Below are 15944 nucleotides of genomic sequence, written 5' to 3' on the forward strand. Positions count from 1 at the left end.
CATCACACCATCAAGGCACCAGGTGGCTCAACAGATGCCGAAAATGCTGGGCCATTGGCACAACATCGCGGGGTTTCGATGCGCCATTAGCGGGCCAACGGTCCAGCGGGGCGGCACGGTGTGCGGCGGCGCTGTGCGCCCGGCCCCGCGCGGCGGGTCGGCGCATCCGGTTCACGCGCGACTCCTTGACGGTTACCGGGCGCTCACTTACCGTCGCTTCAGCTCCTGGCGCCTTGGGAAAACCTTTACCCCTCTCTCGATGAAAAAGGTGAAGGCATGGGTGGGCTGCGACGTCGTTCACTGCTGGCCGCCGCGGGCGGTACCGCGGCGGCCGCCGGTCTGGCGAGCACCGGATCGTCCCAGGCGCAGGCGCTCCCCCGGGGCGCCGCGGCGGGGGCGACTCAGGCCGGGACGGCTTCCGGCCACCGGCCCGGGCCGGACGAGGGGAAGGTCGGCGAACTCCTGGCGCGTATGACTCTCGAAGAGAAGCTGGGGCAGTTGCAGCAGCTCCCGTGGGCGTACGACACCGGGCCGGGCGGGCCGGGTACCAGGGCGGTCGAGGACGCCGCCCGCGCGGGGCGGTTGGGCTCGGTGCTCAGCATCTACGGGGCCCGGACCTGCAACGCGCTCCAGAGGCTCGCCGTCGAGGAGTCGCGGCTGGGCATCCCGCTGCTGTTCGGACTCGACGTCATCCACGGCTTCTGGACGACGTTCCCGATCCCGCTGGCGCAGGCGGCGAGCTTCGATCCGCAGGTCGCGGTGCGGGACGCGGAGGTGTCGGCGCGGGAGGCCCGGTCCAACGGGGTGCACTGGACCTTCGCGCCGATGATGGACGTGACGCACGAGCCGCGCTGGGGCCGGATCGCCGAGGGCAACGGCGAGGACCCGTATCTGACCGCCGCGTTCGCCGCCGCCAAGGTGCGCGGCTACCAGGGGGACCGGCTCTCGGCCGCGGACCGGATCGCCGCCTGCGCCAAGCACTTCGTGGCGTACGGGGGCGCCGAGGGCGGGCGGGACTACAACACCGTGGACGTCTCCGAGTCCCGGCTGCGAAACCTCTACCTCCCGCCGTTCAAGGCCGCGACGGACGCCGGGGTGGCCACCGTGATGGCCTCGTTCAACCTCATCGGCGGCGTCCCGGCGCACGCCGATCCGCACACCCTCACCGACATCCTCCGGCGGGCGTGGGGCTTCGACGGGATGGTGGTGAGCGACTGGAACGGCGTGCAGGAACTGATCCCGCACGGTGTCGCGGAGGACGGCGCGGACGCCGCGCGGCTCGCGCTGACCGCCGGGGTCGACATGGAGATGACCAGCACCAACCTGGTCACCCACGGCAAGCGGTTGCTCCGGGAGGGCCGGATCGGCCGGCGGCGGCTGGACGAGGCGGTCGCCCGGGTGCTGCGGCTGAAGTTCGCGCTCGGGCTGTTCGCGCACCCCTACGTCGACGAGGGCGCGGCGATCGGCGAGCCGTCCGCGCAGGCCCGGGCGGCGGCCCGGGCCGCCGCGAGCCGGTCGATGGTGCTGCTGAAGAACGACAAGGGGGTGCTGCCGCTGCGCGGTTCGGTCGGTTCGATCGCGGTGGTGGGTCCGTTCGGCGACTCCACCGACCTGTTGGGGACGTGGGTGATGCCGCCCGCGGCCCGGAAGTTCCCGGCCGGCACGGTGCTGGACGCCGTGCGGCAGGCGGCGCCCGGCAGCGCGGTGCGCCATGCGCGCGGCGTGGACCCGCAGGGGGACGACACCAGCGGCATCCCGGCCGCCGTCGCCGCCGCCAGGGCCTGTGACGTGACCGTCGTGGTGGTCGGCGAGCCCCCGGCGCTCAGCGGGGAGGCCGCCGCGCGCAGCGACCTCGGGCTGCCGGGCGCGCAGGAGCGGCTGGTCGCGGCGATCGCCGACACCGGCAGGCCGTTCGCGGTGGTGCTGGTCAACGGGCGTCCGCTGACCGTCGGGAGCTGGCTGGAGCGGGCCCCGGCGGTGCTGGTGGCCTGGCACCCGGGCATCGAGGCCGGCCACGCCGTCGCCGACGTGCTGTTCGGCACGGTCCCTCCCGGCGGCAAGCTGCCGGTCTCGTTCCCGCGCTCGGTCGGTCAGATCCCGATCCACTACAACCACGAGAACACCGGCCGGCCCTACGACCCGGACGACAAGTACACCTCGAAGTACCTCGACCTCCCGGACGGACCACAGTTCCCGTTCGGCCACGGGCTGAGCTACACGACGTTCCGCACCGACGCGCCCCGGCTGAGCACCGGCCGGATCGCGGCGAGCGGCCTGCGCGCGGGCGACACCGTCGAGGTCACGGCGACCGTCACCAACACCGGTTCCCGGACCGGCGACGAGGTCGTCCAGCTCTACGTCCACGACCGGGCCGCCAGCATCGCCCAACCGGTCCGCCGGCTGCGGGGCTTCCAGCGGGTGACGCTGGCGCCGGGGGCGAGCCGGACCGTGCGGTTCCGGCTGGCGGCCGAGGACCTCGGCTTCTGGACCAACGACCCGCGCGGCGAGTTCCGGCTGGAGCCCGGCGCCATCGACCTCTATGTGGGCGGCAGTTCGACCGCCGAGGGCAGGGCCACGCTCACCGTGACCTGAGGGGTGGGCCGCCGGACGCCGGGTGGGCACCGAGGGGCGCTCAGGCGAACTGGGCGACGTACTCGTCGAACGGCGGGATGCCCACCTCGACCCGCCGCTGGTCCATCCGCTCCGGATCCCGGCACGGCCACGGCACGGGCGCGCCGTCCCGGACCCCGGCGATCTGGGTGCCGTAGATCTGCTCCCGCCCGTCGTTGACCAGCGTGCGGTCCGTGAGGAAGGCCAGGTCGCGGGGGCTCGCCAGGCCGTCGGCGACGGCGCGTTCCATCAGGTGCAGGGCGCGCCGCTGCACGTCCAGTTGACGGTCGGCGTGCTGGGCTACCAGCCAGGCGCTGCGGGCGGCGTCCGCCCCGAAGCGGTCCGCGGTGGGCCAGCCGTGGGCGTCGATGATCTCGGTGAGCCGGTCGGCGTGCCGCGCGGTCAGCCGGCGCCAGGCCAACTGGTCGGCGAAGTCGCCGCTGTTGGCGCGGGGTGCGGCCCGGTTGTCCTCGGCGGCCATGGCGACCAGTTCGGCCGCCGCCGCGGCGAGGTCGTCGGTGCGGTGCCGGGGTGTGTCGTGCGCCATCGTGCTCCAGACATCGAGGGTGACCCTGCGTCGGGTCGGGTGCCTCCACGCTAGGGGGCGAATCGGCGCAAAAGATCCTCCTCGGATACGGTGACGGGAGGGGCTCCGCGCCTGGATAATGGATCTATCCCCGGAAACGCTCCGCCCCTCTCGGCACCGTGCCGACCGATCCGCCGACCGTGAGGAGGCCGTGGGCCGATGGCCGTGGACGCGCTGGACGCGAAGATCCTCAGGTTGCTGCTGGAGCAGCCGCGGACGAGCGTGCGGGAGTACGCCCGGGTGCTGGGGGTCGCCCGCGGGACGGTGCAGGCGCGACTGGACCGCCTGGAGCGGGACGGGGTGATCACCGCCTACGGGCCGCGGCTCTCGCCCGCCGCGCTGGACCATCCGATGCTGGCCTTCGTGCACATCGAGGTGACACAGGGGCATCTGGAGGAGGTCGCCGCCGCGCTGGGCGAGGTGCCGCAGATCATCGAGGCGTTCTCGACCACCGGCGGCGGGGATCTGCTGACGCGCGTGGTGGCCCGGGACGCGGCACATCTGGAGGACGTGATCCAGCGGCTGATCAGCCTGCCGGGGGTGGTCCGCACCCGCACCGAGGTGGTGCTGCGCGAGCGGGTACCGCATCGGATGCTGCCGCTGGTCGAGGCCGTGGGCGGGGCGGCGGCGCAGCCGGACTGAGGGCGGCGGGCCGGGCGGCCGGCGGGAGTTCGGCGCGCGGGCGGCGCCGGCGTGGCGCGGGCGGCCGGACGGCGCGGGGGAAGCGTGGTGTGCCCGGGGCCGGCCGCGTCCGCGCGCGCCGGCCCCGGGGCGCCTCACTGGATGCCGAGGGAGGAGCACTCCGCCGCGACGGCCGGGGTGCAGAGCAGGTCGGCGCGGACCGCGCCGTTCTGGACGACGGTGTCCTTGAGGTTCGCCTTGGTGACCAGCGTGGCGTTGAAGAGCTTGGCGGGGATGCCGGACTTGCTCGTGTTGGCGGCGGTGGTCGAGGTGAGGGAGGCGATGCTCTGCCCGCGCAGCAGGCGGAAGGCGATCTCCGCGGCGGTCTCGGCCTCCGGGCGCACCTCCTTGTAAACAGTGAACGCCTGAGTTCCGTCCAACAGCCTCTGCAGTGCGGGGAGTTCGGCGTCCTGGCCACCGACCGGGACGTTTTTCACGCCGCCGGCCTTCAGCGCCGCGGCGATACCGCCGGCCATGCCGTCATTTGCCGAGTAGACCGCGTCGAAGCCATGCGGACCGCGGGAGTTGATGACGTCGGTCATGTCCTTCTTGGCGGTCGCCTCGGACCATTCGGGAACGTCCTTCTCGTAGACGACCTTGTGGACCTTGCCGTCGAGGACGGCGTGCGCGCCCTTCTTGAAGGACGGGGCATTCGGGTCGCCCGGGGAGCCGTTGAACATGACGACGTCGGCGGTGGCCGCCCGGGAGCCGAGCGCGGTGAGAATTCCCTCGCCCTGGAGGCGGCCGATCTTGTCGTTGTCGTAGGAGACGTACGCCGTGACGTTGCCCTCGGCGAGCCGGTCGTAGGCGACGACCTGGACGCCCTGACGTGCGGCGGAGTCCACCCAGTCCTTGGCGGCCCGGGCGTCGACCGGGTCGAGGACGATGACCTTGACGCCCTTCTTCACCAGGGACTCGAACTGGGTGCGTTGGGTCTCCGCGCTGGACTCGGCGTTTCCGTAGTCCACTTTGCATTCGAGGCAGAGCGACGCGATTCGCCGGGAAATGATACGGCGATCAAAATTCTCGTAGCGCGTGGATTTGTTCTCCGGAAGAAGGAGGCCGATGTGGTCCTTCCCTTCGGGCGCTTCCTGATGATCACTTCCGCACGCCGCCAGGGGGGCGGCGAGGGAAAGAGTCAACGCACTGACGACGACACGGCGACGTATTGTTGCATTCATCACATTCACCGCGTCCATAGCCTTCATCGGCCTCATGAAAGGTACCTCCACAGGGGCCGCCCTGACTCGGCCCATGAATGGCTGAGTGAACGTCACTGAAGCCCGGATAGTCAAGAAACGAACCAATAACGACATCGGGGCGGCTCCTGCGTTGAGAGGCCGAAGGCAGAGCGGTAGCGGCCGGCGGGGCCTCCGGAACGGTCCGCGGCACCGGGTACTTCGACCGCTACGCCAGGTGATCTTCGCCCCGTCGCGGGGCAGGTTCAGGGCCATGAGCACCGTACGAAAGCAGACCCCCGTCTCCGTCGAGGGACGGCTCGGTCGCGCGAACGAGCACCCCGGGCGCCACGACCAGGACTACCGGCGGCGGCGCGACGCCCTGGCGGCCCGCGCCGAGAACCACCGGGTGGGAGCGCCGTACGAGGACGTCGCGTACACCGAGGACGAGCACCGGACCTGGCGGACGGTGCACGACGCGCTGGCCCCGGCACACCGGGCGCACGCCTGCCGGGAGGTGCTGGCGGCCGGCGAGGCCGCGGACATACCTGCCGAGCAGATCCCGCAGCACGCGGAGATCACGCCCGGGCTGCGGACCCGCACCGGATTCTCGCTCACGCTGGCCGGCGGAGTGGTGCCCAACGAGCGGTTCCTGGGGGCGATGGAGCACGGCTACTTCCATGCGGTGCAGTTCGTACGCCATCCGGCCGTGCCGCTGTACACCCCCGAACCGGACGTCCTGCACGACGTGTTCGGGCACGGGATCCATCTGTCGTCGCCGGCGATCGCCGAGCTGTACCGGGTCATCGGCCGGGCCGCGAACCGGGTCCGGACCGCGGAGGCGCTGGACATTCTGAGCCGCGTGTATTGGTACACCCTCGAATACGGGCTGATCACCGAATCCGGCGGGCCGAAAGCCTTCGGCGCGGCGCTGCTGTCCTCGTACGGGGAGATCGCCGCGCACGAGGTCCGGGAAGTGCGCGAACTGGACCTCTGCGCCGCAGCAAGCACTCAGTACCGTATTTCCTGCTATCAGTCTGTTTTGTTCGCGGCGCGGTCTTTCGCCCATCTTGAGGACGCGATCGGCGGGTTCTGCGCGGAATTCGACGACGACACCGGGAACCGGCTGGGGTTGCCGTCGCTCTCCCGCGACCGGCAGTAGCGGCGGCCGTGCGGCACGGCCGCCCACCACGGCTCAGGCGGCCTCCGCGGGGGCAGCGGTGTCCCGCGCCCACAGGGCGGTGCCGTACCGGCGCAGCAGCAGCAGCGCCGTGGTGCCGAGTCCGGCGAGCAGCCCGAGCCAGATGCCCAGGGTGTGCAGCCCGGCGGCATAGCCGAGCGCCCAGGCGGCGGGCAGGCCGACCAGCCAGTAGCCGACGAGGGTGATCCGGAAGCCGCTCCTGGTGTCGTCCAGGCCACGCAGCAGGCCGACGCCGATGTTCTGGGCGCAGTCGAAGAACTGCAGCACGGCGATGACGAACAGGAGTTGGCCGGCGATCGCGAGGGCCTCCCGGTCGCCGGCCGCGCCCGGGTCGAAGAACGGGCGCAGGACCAGCTCCGGCAGCGCGAGGTAGACCACCGCGACCACCGCCATGACCACGGCGGCGCAGGCCAGTGCGGTGTTCTTCAGGCGCCGGGCGGAGTCGGTGCGGCCCAGGGCCAGTTCCCGGCTGACGTTGATGGACGCGGCGTGGGAGAGGCCGACGGCGACCTGGAAGACGATGTAGACGAGTTGGTTGACGGCGGTGTGGGCGGCGAGCGCGGCGCTGCCGAAGCTGCCGGCCATCAGCGCGGTGACGGAGAAGAAGCCGGCCTCGGAGCCGTAGGTGGCGGCGATCGGCACGCCGAGGCCGACGAGGGTGCGCACGGTGGCGGCGGCGGCCCCGGCGGCGTTGAGGCTGAGCCGCGGGGCCAGGACCGGGTCCCGCCGGGCGGCGGCGTACAGGGCGAGGAAGGACAGCAGGTGGACGGCGGAGGTGGCGACGCCGATGCCGGGCAGGCCGAGCCTGGGCAGTCCCCAGGTGCCCTGTACCAGGACCCAGTTGAGGCCGGCGTTGACCGCGACCGAGGCGACGGTGATCCGCAGCAGGGCCTGCGGGCGGCGCAGGCCGACGGTGAACTGACGGATCGCCTGGAACCACAGGCAGGGCAGCAGCCCGGGGGCGAGCGCCACGAGCATCGGCCGCGCCCGGTCGGCGATCTCGGCGTCCTGGCCGAACCAGGTGAGCGCCTGGCCGATGAGGACCATCAGGACCGCGCCGGCCAGTCCGGCGAGGGTGGCGACGGCCATCCCGGCCCGGGCGATGCCCCGGACGGCGGCCACGTCGGCGTCGGTTCCCGGGGCGTCGCCCTCCTCCTCCCGGGCCGCGGCAGCGGCGATCCGGTTGCCGACGGAGGTGACCAGGCCGACGCCCATGGTGCGCAGCTGGTTGAAGAGGACGATGGCGAGGCCGCCGGCCGCGAGGTCCCGGGCGCCCAGGAAGCCCATCATCACGGTGTCGGTGGTGGTCAGGGCCACCTGGGCGAGCTGGGTGAGGACCAGCGGCACGGCCAGCGCGGCCAGGGCGCGGCCGTCGCGGAGGAGGGTGGTGGGCTGCGGGGCGGGCATGAAGGGCATGAGCCGTCAATTCCTGCGGAGTTTGCTGAGGCGTTCGTCGATCTCGCGCTCGACGTCGGGGGCGAGGAGGCCGCGGGCGGCCAGCCACCCGTCGTCGAAGACGGTATCCAGGTACTTCTCCCCGCCGTCGTTGACGAGGGCGACCACGGTCGTCCCGGGCGGCAGTGACGGCAGTCGGCGCAGCGCCTCGTGGACCACGCCGCCGGCGGAGCCGCCGATCAGCAGGCCGGTGCGGGCCACCGCGCGGGCGGTGGCGAAGGCTTCGACGTCGCCGACCTTGACGCCCTCGTCGATGAGGGCGAAGTCGACCAGGGCGCCGATCTCCGCGCCTTCGGGGGTGCCGGTGCCGGACTGGTAGTAGTCGTGGGCGGGGCCGCCGAAGGCGATGGAGCCCTTGGGTTCCACGCCGATGGTGGTGACGTCCGGTATGAGGGTGCGCAGTTCGCCGGCGGTGCCGCAGAGCGCGCCGCCGGTGCCGACGGCCCCTATGAGGAGGTCGAGCCGGCCGTCCAGTGCCTGGTGCAGCTCGTGCGCGACGGGGTGGTAACCGACGCCGTTGCTGGGGTTGTTGTGCTGTTCGGTGAAGACGGTGTTGTCGCGGCCGCGGGCCAGCTCCTCGGCCAGCTCCTCGCGGGCGGCGGTGGCCAGGTCCTCGCTGCCGTCGTCGTCGACGTAGACGAGTTCGGTGCCCAGGGCGCGCATGGTGCGGAGCTTGTCGGCGCTGGCGTGGCGGTCGACGACGGCGGTGAAGGTGTAGCCGCGTTCGGCGGCGATGACGGCGAGGCCGAGGCCGGTGTTGCCGGACGTGGACTCGACGATCCGGCCGCCGGGGCGGAGCGCGCCGCGGGCCTCGGCGTCCAGGACCATCTGCCGGGCCATCCGGATCTTGGCGCTGCCGGTGGGGTTGAACATCTCCAGTTTGAGCAGCAGCCGGCTGCCGTTCTCGGTGCGGCACAGTTCGAGGAGCGGGGTGCAGCCGACGAGTTCGGACACGCGGGAGACCACGGCGGGGCGGCTCAGTGCCTCGTTCATGGGGCGGGCTCCTGGGGCGGGAGGGCGGTCGGGTCAGGGGGCGGGGCGGCGGTCCAGCCGCCAGCGCGGGCGCCCGTCCGTGCGGTCGAGGACGACCTTGGGGGGCAACGGCAGTTCGTGGAAGGGGGATTCGTTGGAGTCCATCTGGTAGCCGGCCGTGTTGGGGTAGACCAGCAGGTCGCCCGGTTGGGGTCGCCGGGGGAAGGGGACCTTGCGCCAGGTGAGCAGGTCCGACTCCAGGCAGCTGACGCCGCCGACGCAGGCGGGGTGGGCGGCGTCGCCGGTCGCCCGGCCGTCCGCGCCGACCAGGACCGGTTGCGGCAGGAACTCGCTGTTGAACCACTGCTCGGACAGGCTCAGGCTGGTGCCGTCCACGGTCACGATGGCGTAGCCGGCCCGGTCCTTGACGCCCTGTATCCGGAAGACGGAGGCGCCGGCGCCGTCCAGCAGCGCCCGCCCGGGCTCCAGCAGCAGCAGGGTGCCGGTGTCCCGCAGCCGATCGGCCAGGGTCCGCGGTCCGCTGTCCCTGCCGGTGGCGGTGGTGCCGGCGAGGACGGCGCGCAGGGCGTCGGCCCCGGCGACCGGTGAGTGGTACGGGTAGAAGTCGGCCGGGTCGAAGGTCCGGTCCGCGTGGTAGTGGCCGGGCCGCTGCGCGGTGAGGAAGGCGTACCAGTCGGCGGGGGCGCAGTAGTCGACGGCGAAGCCGCCGCCGATGCTGATGCGGTCGGCCTGGAGGCCCATGGTGCGGGCGGCCAGGCAGCGGTCGAGGAGGGCGGCGGCGAGCTCGACGCGCGGCGGTATGGCGTAGCCGGAGAGGTGGAAGCTGAAGCCCTCCATCCGGACCGCGTCACCGGCCGCGACGCAGCGGGCGAGGGCGGTGTCCAGCTCGGCGCCGGTCATGCCGAAGCGGCTGCCCGGCTGCTGTGGGGGCAGCAGCCGCAGCAGGATGCGGGGCGCGCGCGGGGCGCCCGGCGGGGCGTGGTGCAGCAACCGGTCCAGTTCGTCGAGGGAGTCGACGGCGATCAGGCATGCCTGGAGGACCGCGACCCGCAGCAGTTGGTCGCTCTTGGCGGGGCCGGTGACCACGACCCGCTCGCCGCGGACGCCGTTGCCGAGGGCCTCGCGGAGTTCGCCGAGGCTGGCGACGTCCACGCCGGTGCCGGTGGCGGCACACCGCTCGATCCAGACGGCGGCCTTGTTGGCCTTCTTGGCGTAGTGGATCCGGCCGTCCACGCCGGTCTCGGCGAGGGCCGTGCGGAAGGCGGCGACATTGGCGTCGAAGCGGTCGGGCAGCAGGAAGTGGAAGGGCCCGCCGAAGGCGTGGGAGAGCTCGGGCAGCAGCCCGCTGTCCAGGACGGCGTCGGTGCCGGGGTCCGGGAGGGCCGGGAGGAAGGGGACCGCGGAGGGGGCGGGGGTGCGGTCGCCGGTCACTGCCACAGCGGTACCTGCGTCCCCCGGCCCTGGGCGAGGGCGAGTTGGGCGAAGCGGTGGCCGAGGGCGATGTCGGTGACGACCAGTCCGCTGTTGTAGCCGAAGATCCGCTCGTCGGCGGTGCGGCGACCGACCGCGGCGCCCGCGATGATCCGCGGCAACTCGGCGTCCACCGGGCGGAGGTGCCCTTCGGCGTCGGCCATGTCGGTGCCGGTGACCCGCATTTGGGCCTCGCTGGTGGCGATGACCCGGTCGGCGCGGTGCAGGGTCGAGGGGGCCAGGCCGTGCCCGACGAGGACGGCCAGCGCGCCCGGGGCGAGCCAGTCGGCCTCGACCGCGGCGGCGGTGTGGCCACCGGCGGTGGCGACGACGATGTCGGCCGAGGGGGCGGCGGCCCGCAGATCGGTCACGAGTTCCACGTCGCGGTCCGGGAAGTGGCGGTGCAGCTCCGCGCGGACCGCGTCGATGCCGTCGGGGTGGCTGCCCGCCAGCAGCAGCCGGTCCAGGTCCGGGAGGGTGGTGAGCAGGAACGGCAGGGCCAGCCGGCCCTGGGTGCCGGTGCCGATGACGAGGGCGGTGCGCGCGCCGGGCCGGGCGCAGGCGCGGGCCAGCAGCGCGGAGACGGCCGGGGTGCGCAGGGCGCCGATCCGGCCGCAGTCCATCATCGCGATGGGCAGCCCGCTGATGTCGTCGTAGAGGGTCAGCGCGGTGTAGTAGTGCTGGTCGCCGCGGTCCTTGTCGAGGCCGTGCTTGTACGAGGTCTTGACGGCGACGATCTCGCGGGAGCCGTCGCGGCCGAGCATCGCATAGCCGACGGAGTGCCCGTCGGCGGGCTTGACGGTGAGCTTGCGGGGGTTGTCGGAGGCGCCGCCGGCCAGGGTGCGGTACGCCTGCTCGACGGTCTCGACGACGTCGGCGAGGGTGATGTCGATGCCGGCGAGGTCACTGGTGGACAGGGCGCGCAGGGTGCGGCCGGGTATGTCGTGGACGGGGGTGCTCCGGTCGGTCACGAGGTCCTCCGGGAGAGGCTGCTGGTGGTTCATGCGGCGTGCGCCTCGATGGCCGCCTGTCCGTAGCCGTGCTCGGTGGCCTCGGCGGGCGGGCGGGTGCGGCGGCCGGGTACCCGGACGGAGGCGCGTTTGAGCCAGCGGTCGGTGCCGTCGTAGCGGGCCCGGAAGGGCACCCGGCCGTGGACGACGAGGTCGTTGTCGACGACCAGGACCTCACCGGGTGCGAGGCTGACCGCGGTGGAGACGGCGGCGAGTTGCTCCGACAGGCGGCGGTAGGCGGCCCGGTACTCCGGGGTGGCCTCGTCGAGGGGGGTGTAGGCGGGGTCGAAGCGGAGGGTGCGGCCGTCCTCGGACTCCCACACGGTGGGGACGTTCGGGGGGCGGCCGTCGAAGCCCCGGGCCTCGGCGTAGGCGTCGTCGGGGAGGATCGGGACCTCGGGGCGGGCGAGGACGGCCAGGTCCTCGTCGCCGAGCCGGACCTTGCGGATGCTGGCGGCGGTGGTGGCGATGGCGTCGTGGTTGCGCATGCACCCGAGCATCAGCAGGTGGGCGCGGCCGGGGTGGAAGGCGTCCTCGGTGTGCGGGCTGAGCAGGACGCTGCTGCTGGCGCCGGTCTGGGCCTGTTCGTGGCCGGACGAGGGGATGATGTTGTGCACGAAGCGGCCGTCCTGCTGGCCTTCCCAGGCGAGGGGGTTGCCCATGACGGTGGCGAGCAGCAGGAGCGCGATGTCGTGGACGGCGGCGCGGTCGCCGGCGGTGGCCCAACTGCCGGGTGTGGGGCCTATCCCGGTGTCGTCGACGGCCAGGGCGCGGAGCACGAACAGGCCGTCGTCGGTGTCGACGGGGCGGCAGGCGTGGCGGATCGGGGCGCCGAGGGCGGCGGCGGAGCGCGCCACGGCGGCGAGCAGCTCGGGCGAGGTGGCCGAGGTGCCGGCGGCGGCGAGGATCTCCTCGGCCGCGCGGCGAAGTTCGGTGAGCGATGCGTCGTCGAGCAGGCGAACGGGGGCGGAACCCGTGCTCATGGCGAGGTCATCCGTTCCTGGAGGTGTCGTCACACCACAACTCGGCTACTGCATACGGGAGTTGAGTCCACTACGGAGGCCGGTCGCGGTGAGCGGGTGCCGCCGAAACTACACAGATGGATTAAGTTAGGCAAACCTTAGTTTTGATTCGTACCGAGGCCCGTGCGAGCCCTTGCACAGGCACCCGACCTTAGGGTAGGCAAACCTTAGTCACGGTGGGTCCGTTCGCGGATCCCCCTCCTCCGACACCGCGGGAACGAGGGCGCGAAGGTGGACCTGAACAGGCGTCAACTGCTGTGTATGAGTGGCGGGTTGGGGGCCGCGGCACTCCTCTCCGGGTGCGGTGGCGGACCGGGCGCGGACTCCGACGGCGGCGGCCCCGACGGCCCGCCCCGCAAGGGCGGCACCCTGCGCGTGGGCGCCCTCGGCCGGGCCTCCGCGATCACCCGCGACCCCCACGGAACCCAGGGCAACGAGAGCGACTACCTCATCATCGCGCTGGTCCACGACACCCTCACCGCACCCGGCCGCAAGGACAACACCGCGGGCCGGCTGGCGACTTCCTGGCAGGCGTCCGAGGATCTGCGGACCTGGCGGTTCAGGCTCGCCGAAGGCGCGACGTTCCACGACGGGACGCCGGTCACCGCCGAGGACGCCGTCTGGTCGCTGCGTCGACTGCGCAACACCCCCGCCGGCGCCGCCCGGCTCCCCGGCATCCAGGCGCACCGCATCACCGCCGAGGGCAAGGACACCGTCGTCCTCGTCTCCGACCGCCCCAACGCCGAACTCCCGCTGCTCACCCGCCTGACCACCTTCGTCCTGAAGAAGGACACCCCCGAGAAGGAGCTGGCCCAGGCCCCCGGGACCGGCCCGTTCAGGCTCGACCGGTACCGCGGCGGCAACGCCCGCCTGGTCCGCAACGACCACTGGCACGGCGGCGGGATCCACCTCGACGCCATCGAGGTGACCATGTTCGAGAGCCCGCAGGCCATGGCCAACGCCATGCTCGCCGGGCAGATCGACCTCGCCTCCAACGCCGGTGCGGTGGCCGCCCGCACCGCCGCCGGCCGCCAGGACATCCAGGTCCTCCGCCGCCCGAACGACATGGCGATGCCGATCGTGATGCGCGCCGCCGACGGCCCGTTCGCCGACCCGAAGGTCCGCGAGGCGGTCAAGCTGATCGTCGACCGCGAGGCCATGGTCAAGCAGGTGCTCTCCGGCTACGGCACGGTCGCCAACGACATCCTCGGCACCGGCGACCCCGACTACGCCAAGGCCGTCCCGCAGCGCCACCGCGACCTCGCGCGCGCCCGGCGACTGCTGGGCGAGGCGCGCTTCGACCTGTCACGGACCTACGAGCTGATCACCACCGAGGACATCGCCGGGCTCGCCGAGTCCGCCACGCTCTTCGCCGCCCAGGCCCGCGAGGCCGGTCTGAAGATCAAGGTCACCAAGCAGGAGTCCGGGACCTTCTACGCCAGGACCTGGCTCAAGGGCGACCTCTACACCAACTACTGGGGCACCAACGACTCGGTGGTCTTCTTCGCCTCGAAGACCATGACCACCGGCGCCGGGCAGAACGAGGCCGGCTGGTCCGACCCGCAGTTCGACGCCGCCTGTGCCAAGGTCCTGGGCACCGCCGACGCCGCACGGCGCCGCAGTGCCCTGCGCGCACTCCAGCAGATCGAGCACGACCGGTCCGGCTACCTGCTGTGGGGCATGGCGGACGGCATCGACCTGGCGGCCCGCAAGGTCCGCAACCTGCCCAAGCTGCCCGGCTACGGGCGGGTGCAGCTGGAGCACGTGTGGCTGGCGCGGTGAGCGCCCCGCCCGACGACCGCACCGCGCGGCCCGGCCCGACTCGGGGCACCGGCGCCGGACGGGCCGCCGCGCGGATCGGGATGCTGCTCGGCAAACGGGTGCTGATGCTGGCCGTCCTCCTGGCAGTGGTGTTCGCCGCGGTACAACTCCTGCCCGGGGACGCCGCGTCGGCCACCTCCGAGCGCGGCGAGGGCGCCGCCGGCGTCGCCGCCCGCCGCCATCTGCTGGGCCTGAACCGGCCGTTGTGGGAGCGCTTCCAGCAGTGGATGACCGGACTGCCCACCGGCGACCTGGGCACCTCCGCCCGCGGCCAGAAGGTGACCGATCTGCTCGCCGCGCCGTTCCCCAACACCCTGCTGCTCGGCGGCGCCGCCTTCGTCCTGACGATGGCGGCGGCACTGGTGCTCGGCTGTTGGGCGGCGGCCCGGCCCGGCGGACGGCTGGACCGGGCGATCGGCCTGGGGTCCACCGCCACCTTCGCCCTGCCCGAATTCATCGTCGCGGTCGGCCTGTTGCTGGTGCTGTCCCTGTGGACGGGCTGGTTGCCCGCGGTCACCCTCACCGACGGCGGCGGCGCCCCCGCCGACTGGACGATGCTGGTGATGCCCGTCCTCGCCCTGGCCGTCCCGCAGACCGGCTGGAACACCCGGATCGTCCGGGCCGCCCTCGCCGACCAGGAGCGCACCCCGCACGTGGCCGCCGCCCACCTCGACGGTCTGCCCCGCCGCCAGGTGCTGCTGCGGCATGCGCTGCCGGGCGCCCTGCCGACCATCGCCATCGGCGCCGCCACCTCCACCGGCATGCTGCTGGGCGGCGCCGTCGTGGTCGAGACGCTGTTCAACTACCCGGGAATCGGCACGGTGCTGGCCGGGGCCCTCGCCGACCGGGACACCCCCGTCATCGCCGGCGTGGTCGCCTGCGCCGGCGCCGCGGTCAGCCTGGTGCTGTTCCTCGCCGACCTGATCCGGTACCGCACCCTGGGAGACCGGTCATGAGCACCACCGCCGTCCTCGACCGCACCCGGCTCCGCGGGCCCCGCGCCCTGCCCCGGGTGGCCCCGGCGCTGCTGCTGACCGTCCTCGCCCTGCTCGGCCCGCTGCTCGCACCGCACCCCGCCGACCAGCCGGTCACCGCCCCGTACGCGCCCCCCGGCGACGGCGCGCCGCTCGGTGGCGACCAGCTGGGCCGGGACGTCCTGAGCCGGCTGCTGCACGGCGGCAGCGCGCTGATCGGCAGCGCGCTGGCCGTGGCGGTGGTGGTCACCGCGCTGGCCACCCTGCTGGGGTGCCTGGCCGCGCTCAGCCCCGCGCTGGGGCGGGTGATCGAGGCGGTCGCCGACGTCGCGATCCTGCTGCCGCCGGTGCTGGGCATCATGCTGCTGTCGCTGGCCTGGCCCGGGGGCGGACGGCCCGCGGTGACGGTCGCGGCGATCGCCCTGGGCACGCCGTACGCGGTGCGGATCGTCGCCGGCGCCGCCGCGCCGCTGGCCGCCTCCGGCTTCGTCGAGGCGGCCGCGGCAGGTGGCGAGCGGCTGTTCCACCTGGCGCTGCGGGAGATCCTGCCCCATCTGCGGGCCACCGTCCTGGCCCTGTTCGGACTGCGGTTCGTCGAGGCGGTGTACGTCATCTCGATGGCCGGATTCCTCCAGCTCGGCCCCCAACCCCCCACCGCGGACTGGGCGTTGATGATCCGCGAGAACGCCTCCGGCATCCTGCTCGACCCCTGGTCCGTGGTCGCTCCCGCGCTCGCCATCGGCCTGCTGGCCATCAGCGTCAACCTCGCGGCGGACACCGTGGCGCCGAAGGCGGGACGCCGGTCGGGACCCCGGGCGGGACGCGGGGCAGGACGCGGGGCAGAACGCCGGGCGGTGAGCAGGCGGTGAGCCGCCCTCGTCATGGAGCAGACGGTGAGCCGCCCTCCCGTCCCCTCGCCATCCGTAGGACTCGCACGGAGGAA

The 15944-nt window shown here is 73.2% G+C and carries 13 protein-coding genes; 6 read left to right on the forward strand and 7 right to left on the reverse strand.

The window, feature by feature from the left end:
- The first annotated feature begins 276 nt into the window (after positions 1 to 276).
- Entirely contained in the window at positions 277 to 2592 is a 2316-nt protein-coding gene (locus JNO44_RS38945) for a glycoside hydrolase family 3 N-terminal domain-containing protein (RefSeq protein ID WP_205368702.1), read from the forward strand.
- Between the two features lie 40 nt (positions 2593 to 2632).
- Here JNO44_RS38945 and JNO44_RS38950 read toward each other — a convergent pair whose 3' ends face one another.
- Complete coding sequence (locus JNO44_RS38950; protein WP_205368703.1) at positions 2633 to 3157, reverse strand: DUF6624 domain-containing protein; 525 nt, start codon at positions 3155 to 3157, stop codon at positions 2633 to 2635.
- A 198-nt stretch (positions 3158 to 3355) separates the two neighbouring features.
- On the opposite strand from JNO44_RS38950, the gene JNO44_RS38955 reads away from it, so the two are divergent.
- Entirely contained in the window at positions 3356 to 3838 is a 483-nt protein-coding gene (locus tag JNO44_RS38955) for an Lrp/AsnC family transcriptional regulator (protein ID WP_039630452.1), read from the forward strand.
- A gap of 134 nt (positions 3839 to 3972) precedes the next feature.
- On the opposite strand, the gene JNO44_RS38960 is transcribed toward JNO44_RS38955, so the two are convergent.
- Positions 3973 to 5058 (reverse strand): sugar ABC transporter substrate-binding protein, encoded by a 1086-nt coding sequence (locus JNO44_RS38960; protein ID WP_205368704.1) that lies wholly within the window; start codon positions 5056 to 5058, stop codon positions 3973 to 3975.
- Positions 5059 to 5329: 271 nt separating this feature from the next.
- Between JNO44_RS38960 and JNO44_RS38965 the strand changes: the two genes are divergently transcribed.
- Entirely contained in the window at positions 5330 to 6217 is an 888-nt protein-coding gene (locus JNO44_RS38965) for a phenylalanine 4-monooxygenase (protein ID WP_205368705.1), read from the forward strand.
- 33 nt (positions 6218 to 6250) lie between these two features.
- Here JNO44_RS38965 and JNO44_RS38970 read toward each other — a convergent pair whose 3' ends face one another.
- Genes JNO44_RS38970 through JNO44_RS38990 form a run of 5 tightly spaced genes read right to left on the reverse strand, consistent with a single transcriptional unit; the run spans position 6251 to position 12167 of the window.
- Positions 6251 to 7663, reverse strand: a complete 1413-nt coding sequence (locus tag JNO44_RS38970) for an MATE family efflux transporter (RefSeq protein WP_205371293.1) — start codon at positions 7661 to 7663, stop codon at positions 6251 to 6253.
- 15 nt (positions 7664 to 7678) lie between these two features.
- Complete coding sequence (locus JNO44_RS38975) at positions 7679 to 8704, reverse strand: cysteine synthase family protein (protein ID WP_205368706.1); 1026 nt, start codon at positions 8702 to 8704, stop codon at positions 7679 to 7681.
- Positions 8705 to 8737: 33 nt separating this feature from the next.
- Positions 8738 to 10141, reverse strand: a complete 1404-nt coding sequence (locus tag JNO44_RS38980; RefSeq protein WP_205368707.1) for a Y4yA family PLP-dependent enzyme — start codon at positions 10139 to 10141, stop codon at positions 8738 to 8740.
- A complete protein-coding gene (locus tag JNO44_RS38985; RefSeq protein WP_205368708.1) occupies positions 10132 to 11178 on the reverse strand; it encodes an ornithine cyclodeaminase family protein in 1047 nt (348 codons plus the stop codon). The genes JNO44_RS38980 and JNO44_RS38985 overlap by 10 nt, the downstream gene beginning before the upstream one ends.
- On the reverse strand, positions 11175 to 12167 hold the full coding sequence (locus JNO44_RS38990; protein WP_205368709.1) for a TauD/TfdA family dioxygenase: 993 nt from the start codon (positions 12165 to 12167) through the stop codon (positions 11175 to 11177). The genes JNO44_RS38985 and JNO44_RS38990 overlap by 4 nt, the downstream gene beginning before the upstream one ends.
- A 300-nt stretch (positions 12168 to 12467) precedes the next feature.
- Between JNO44_RS38990 and JNO44_RS38995 the strand changes: the two genes are divergently transcribed.
- From JNO44_RS38995 to JNO44_RS39005, 3 genes are read left to right on the forward strand one after another with little or no spacing between them, the layout of a single operon-like run.
- Positions 12468 to 13988: an ABC transporter substrate-binding protein gene (locus JNO44_RS38995; RefSeq protein WP_205368710.1), complete on the forward strand. Its 1521-nt coding sequence runs from the start codon at positions 12468 to 12470 to the stop codon at positions 13986 to 13988.
- Entirely contained in the window at positions 13973 to 14983 is a 1011-nt protein-coding gene (locus tag JNO44_RS39000; protein ID WP_338058601.1) for an ABC transporter permease, read from the forward strand. Before JNO44_RS38995 ends, JNO44_RS39000 begins: the two co-directional genes overlap by 16 nt.
- Positions 14980 to 15870 carry an ABC transporter permease gene (locus JNO44_RS39005; RefSeq protein WP_205368711.1) on the forward strand — a complete coding sequence of 297 codons (891 nt, stop codon included), beginning with the start codon at positions 14980 to 14982 and terminating at the stop codon, positions 15868 to 15870. Before JNO44_RS39000 ends, JNO44_RS39005 begins: the two co-directional genes overlap by 4 nt.
- Positions 15871 to 15944: the final 74 nt, after the last annotated feature.

It is taken from the genome of Streptomyces noursei (assembly GCF_016917755.1).
Classification (GTDB): Bacteria; Actinomycetota; Actinomycetes; order Streptomycetales; family Streptomycetaceae; genus Streptomyces; species Streptomyces yunnanensis.

Coding starts and splice junctions, on each gene's coding strand:
- JNO44_RS38965 (WP_205368705.1), top strand. CDS start 5,330: ATGAGCACCGTACGAAAGCAGACCCCCGTCTCCGTCGAGGGACGGCTC.
- JNO44_RS39005 (WP_205368711.1), top strand. CDS start 14,980: ATGAGCACCACCGCCGTCCTCGACCGCACCCGGCTCCGCGGGCCCCGC.
- JNO44_RS38960 (WP_205368704.1), bottom strand. CDS start 5,058: ATGAATGCAACAATACGTCGCCGTGTCGTCGTCAGTGCGTTGACTCTT.
- JNO44_RS38970 (WP_205371293.1), bottom strand. CDS start 7,663: ATGCCCGCCCCGCAGCCCACCACCCTCCTCCGCGACGGCCGCGCCCTG.
- JNO44_RS38945 (WP_205368702.1), top strand. CDS start 277: ATGGGTGGGCTGCGACGTCGTTCACTGCTGGCCGCCGCGGGCGGTACC.
- JNO44_RS38950 (WP_205368703.1), bottom strand. CDS start 3,157: ATGGCGCACGACACACCCCGGCACCGCACCGACGACCTCGCCGCGGCG.
- JNO44_RS38955 (WP_039630452.1), top strand. CDS start 3,356: ATGGCCGTGGACGCGCTGGACGCGAAGATCCTCAGGTTGCTGCTGGAG.
- JNO44_RS38990 (WP_205368709.1), bottom strand. CDS start 12,167: ATGAGCACGGGTTCCGCCCCCGTTCGCCTGCTCGACGACGCATCGCTC.
- JNO44_RS38975 (WP_205368706.1), bottom strand. CDS start 8,704: ATGAACGAGGCACTGAGCCGCCCCGCCGTGGTCTCCCGCGTGTCCGAA.
- JNO44_RS38985 (WP_205368708.1), bottom strand. CDS start 11,178: ATGAACCACCAGCAGCCTCTCCCGGAGGACCTCGTGACCGACCGGAGC.
- JNO44_RS38995 (WP_205368710.1), top strand. CDS start 12,468: ATGAGTGGCGGGTTGGGGGCCGCGGCACTCCTCTCCGGGTGCGGTGGC.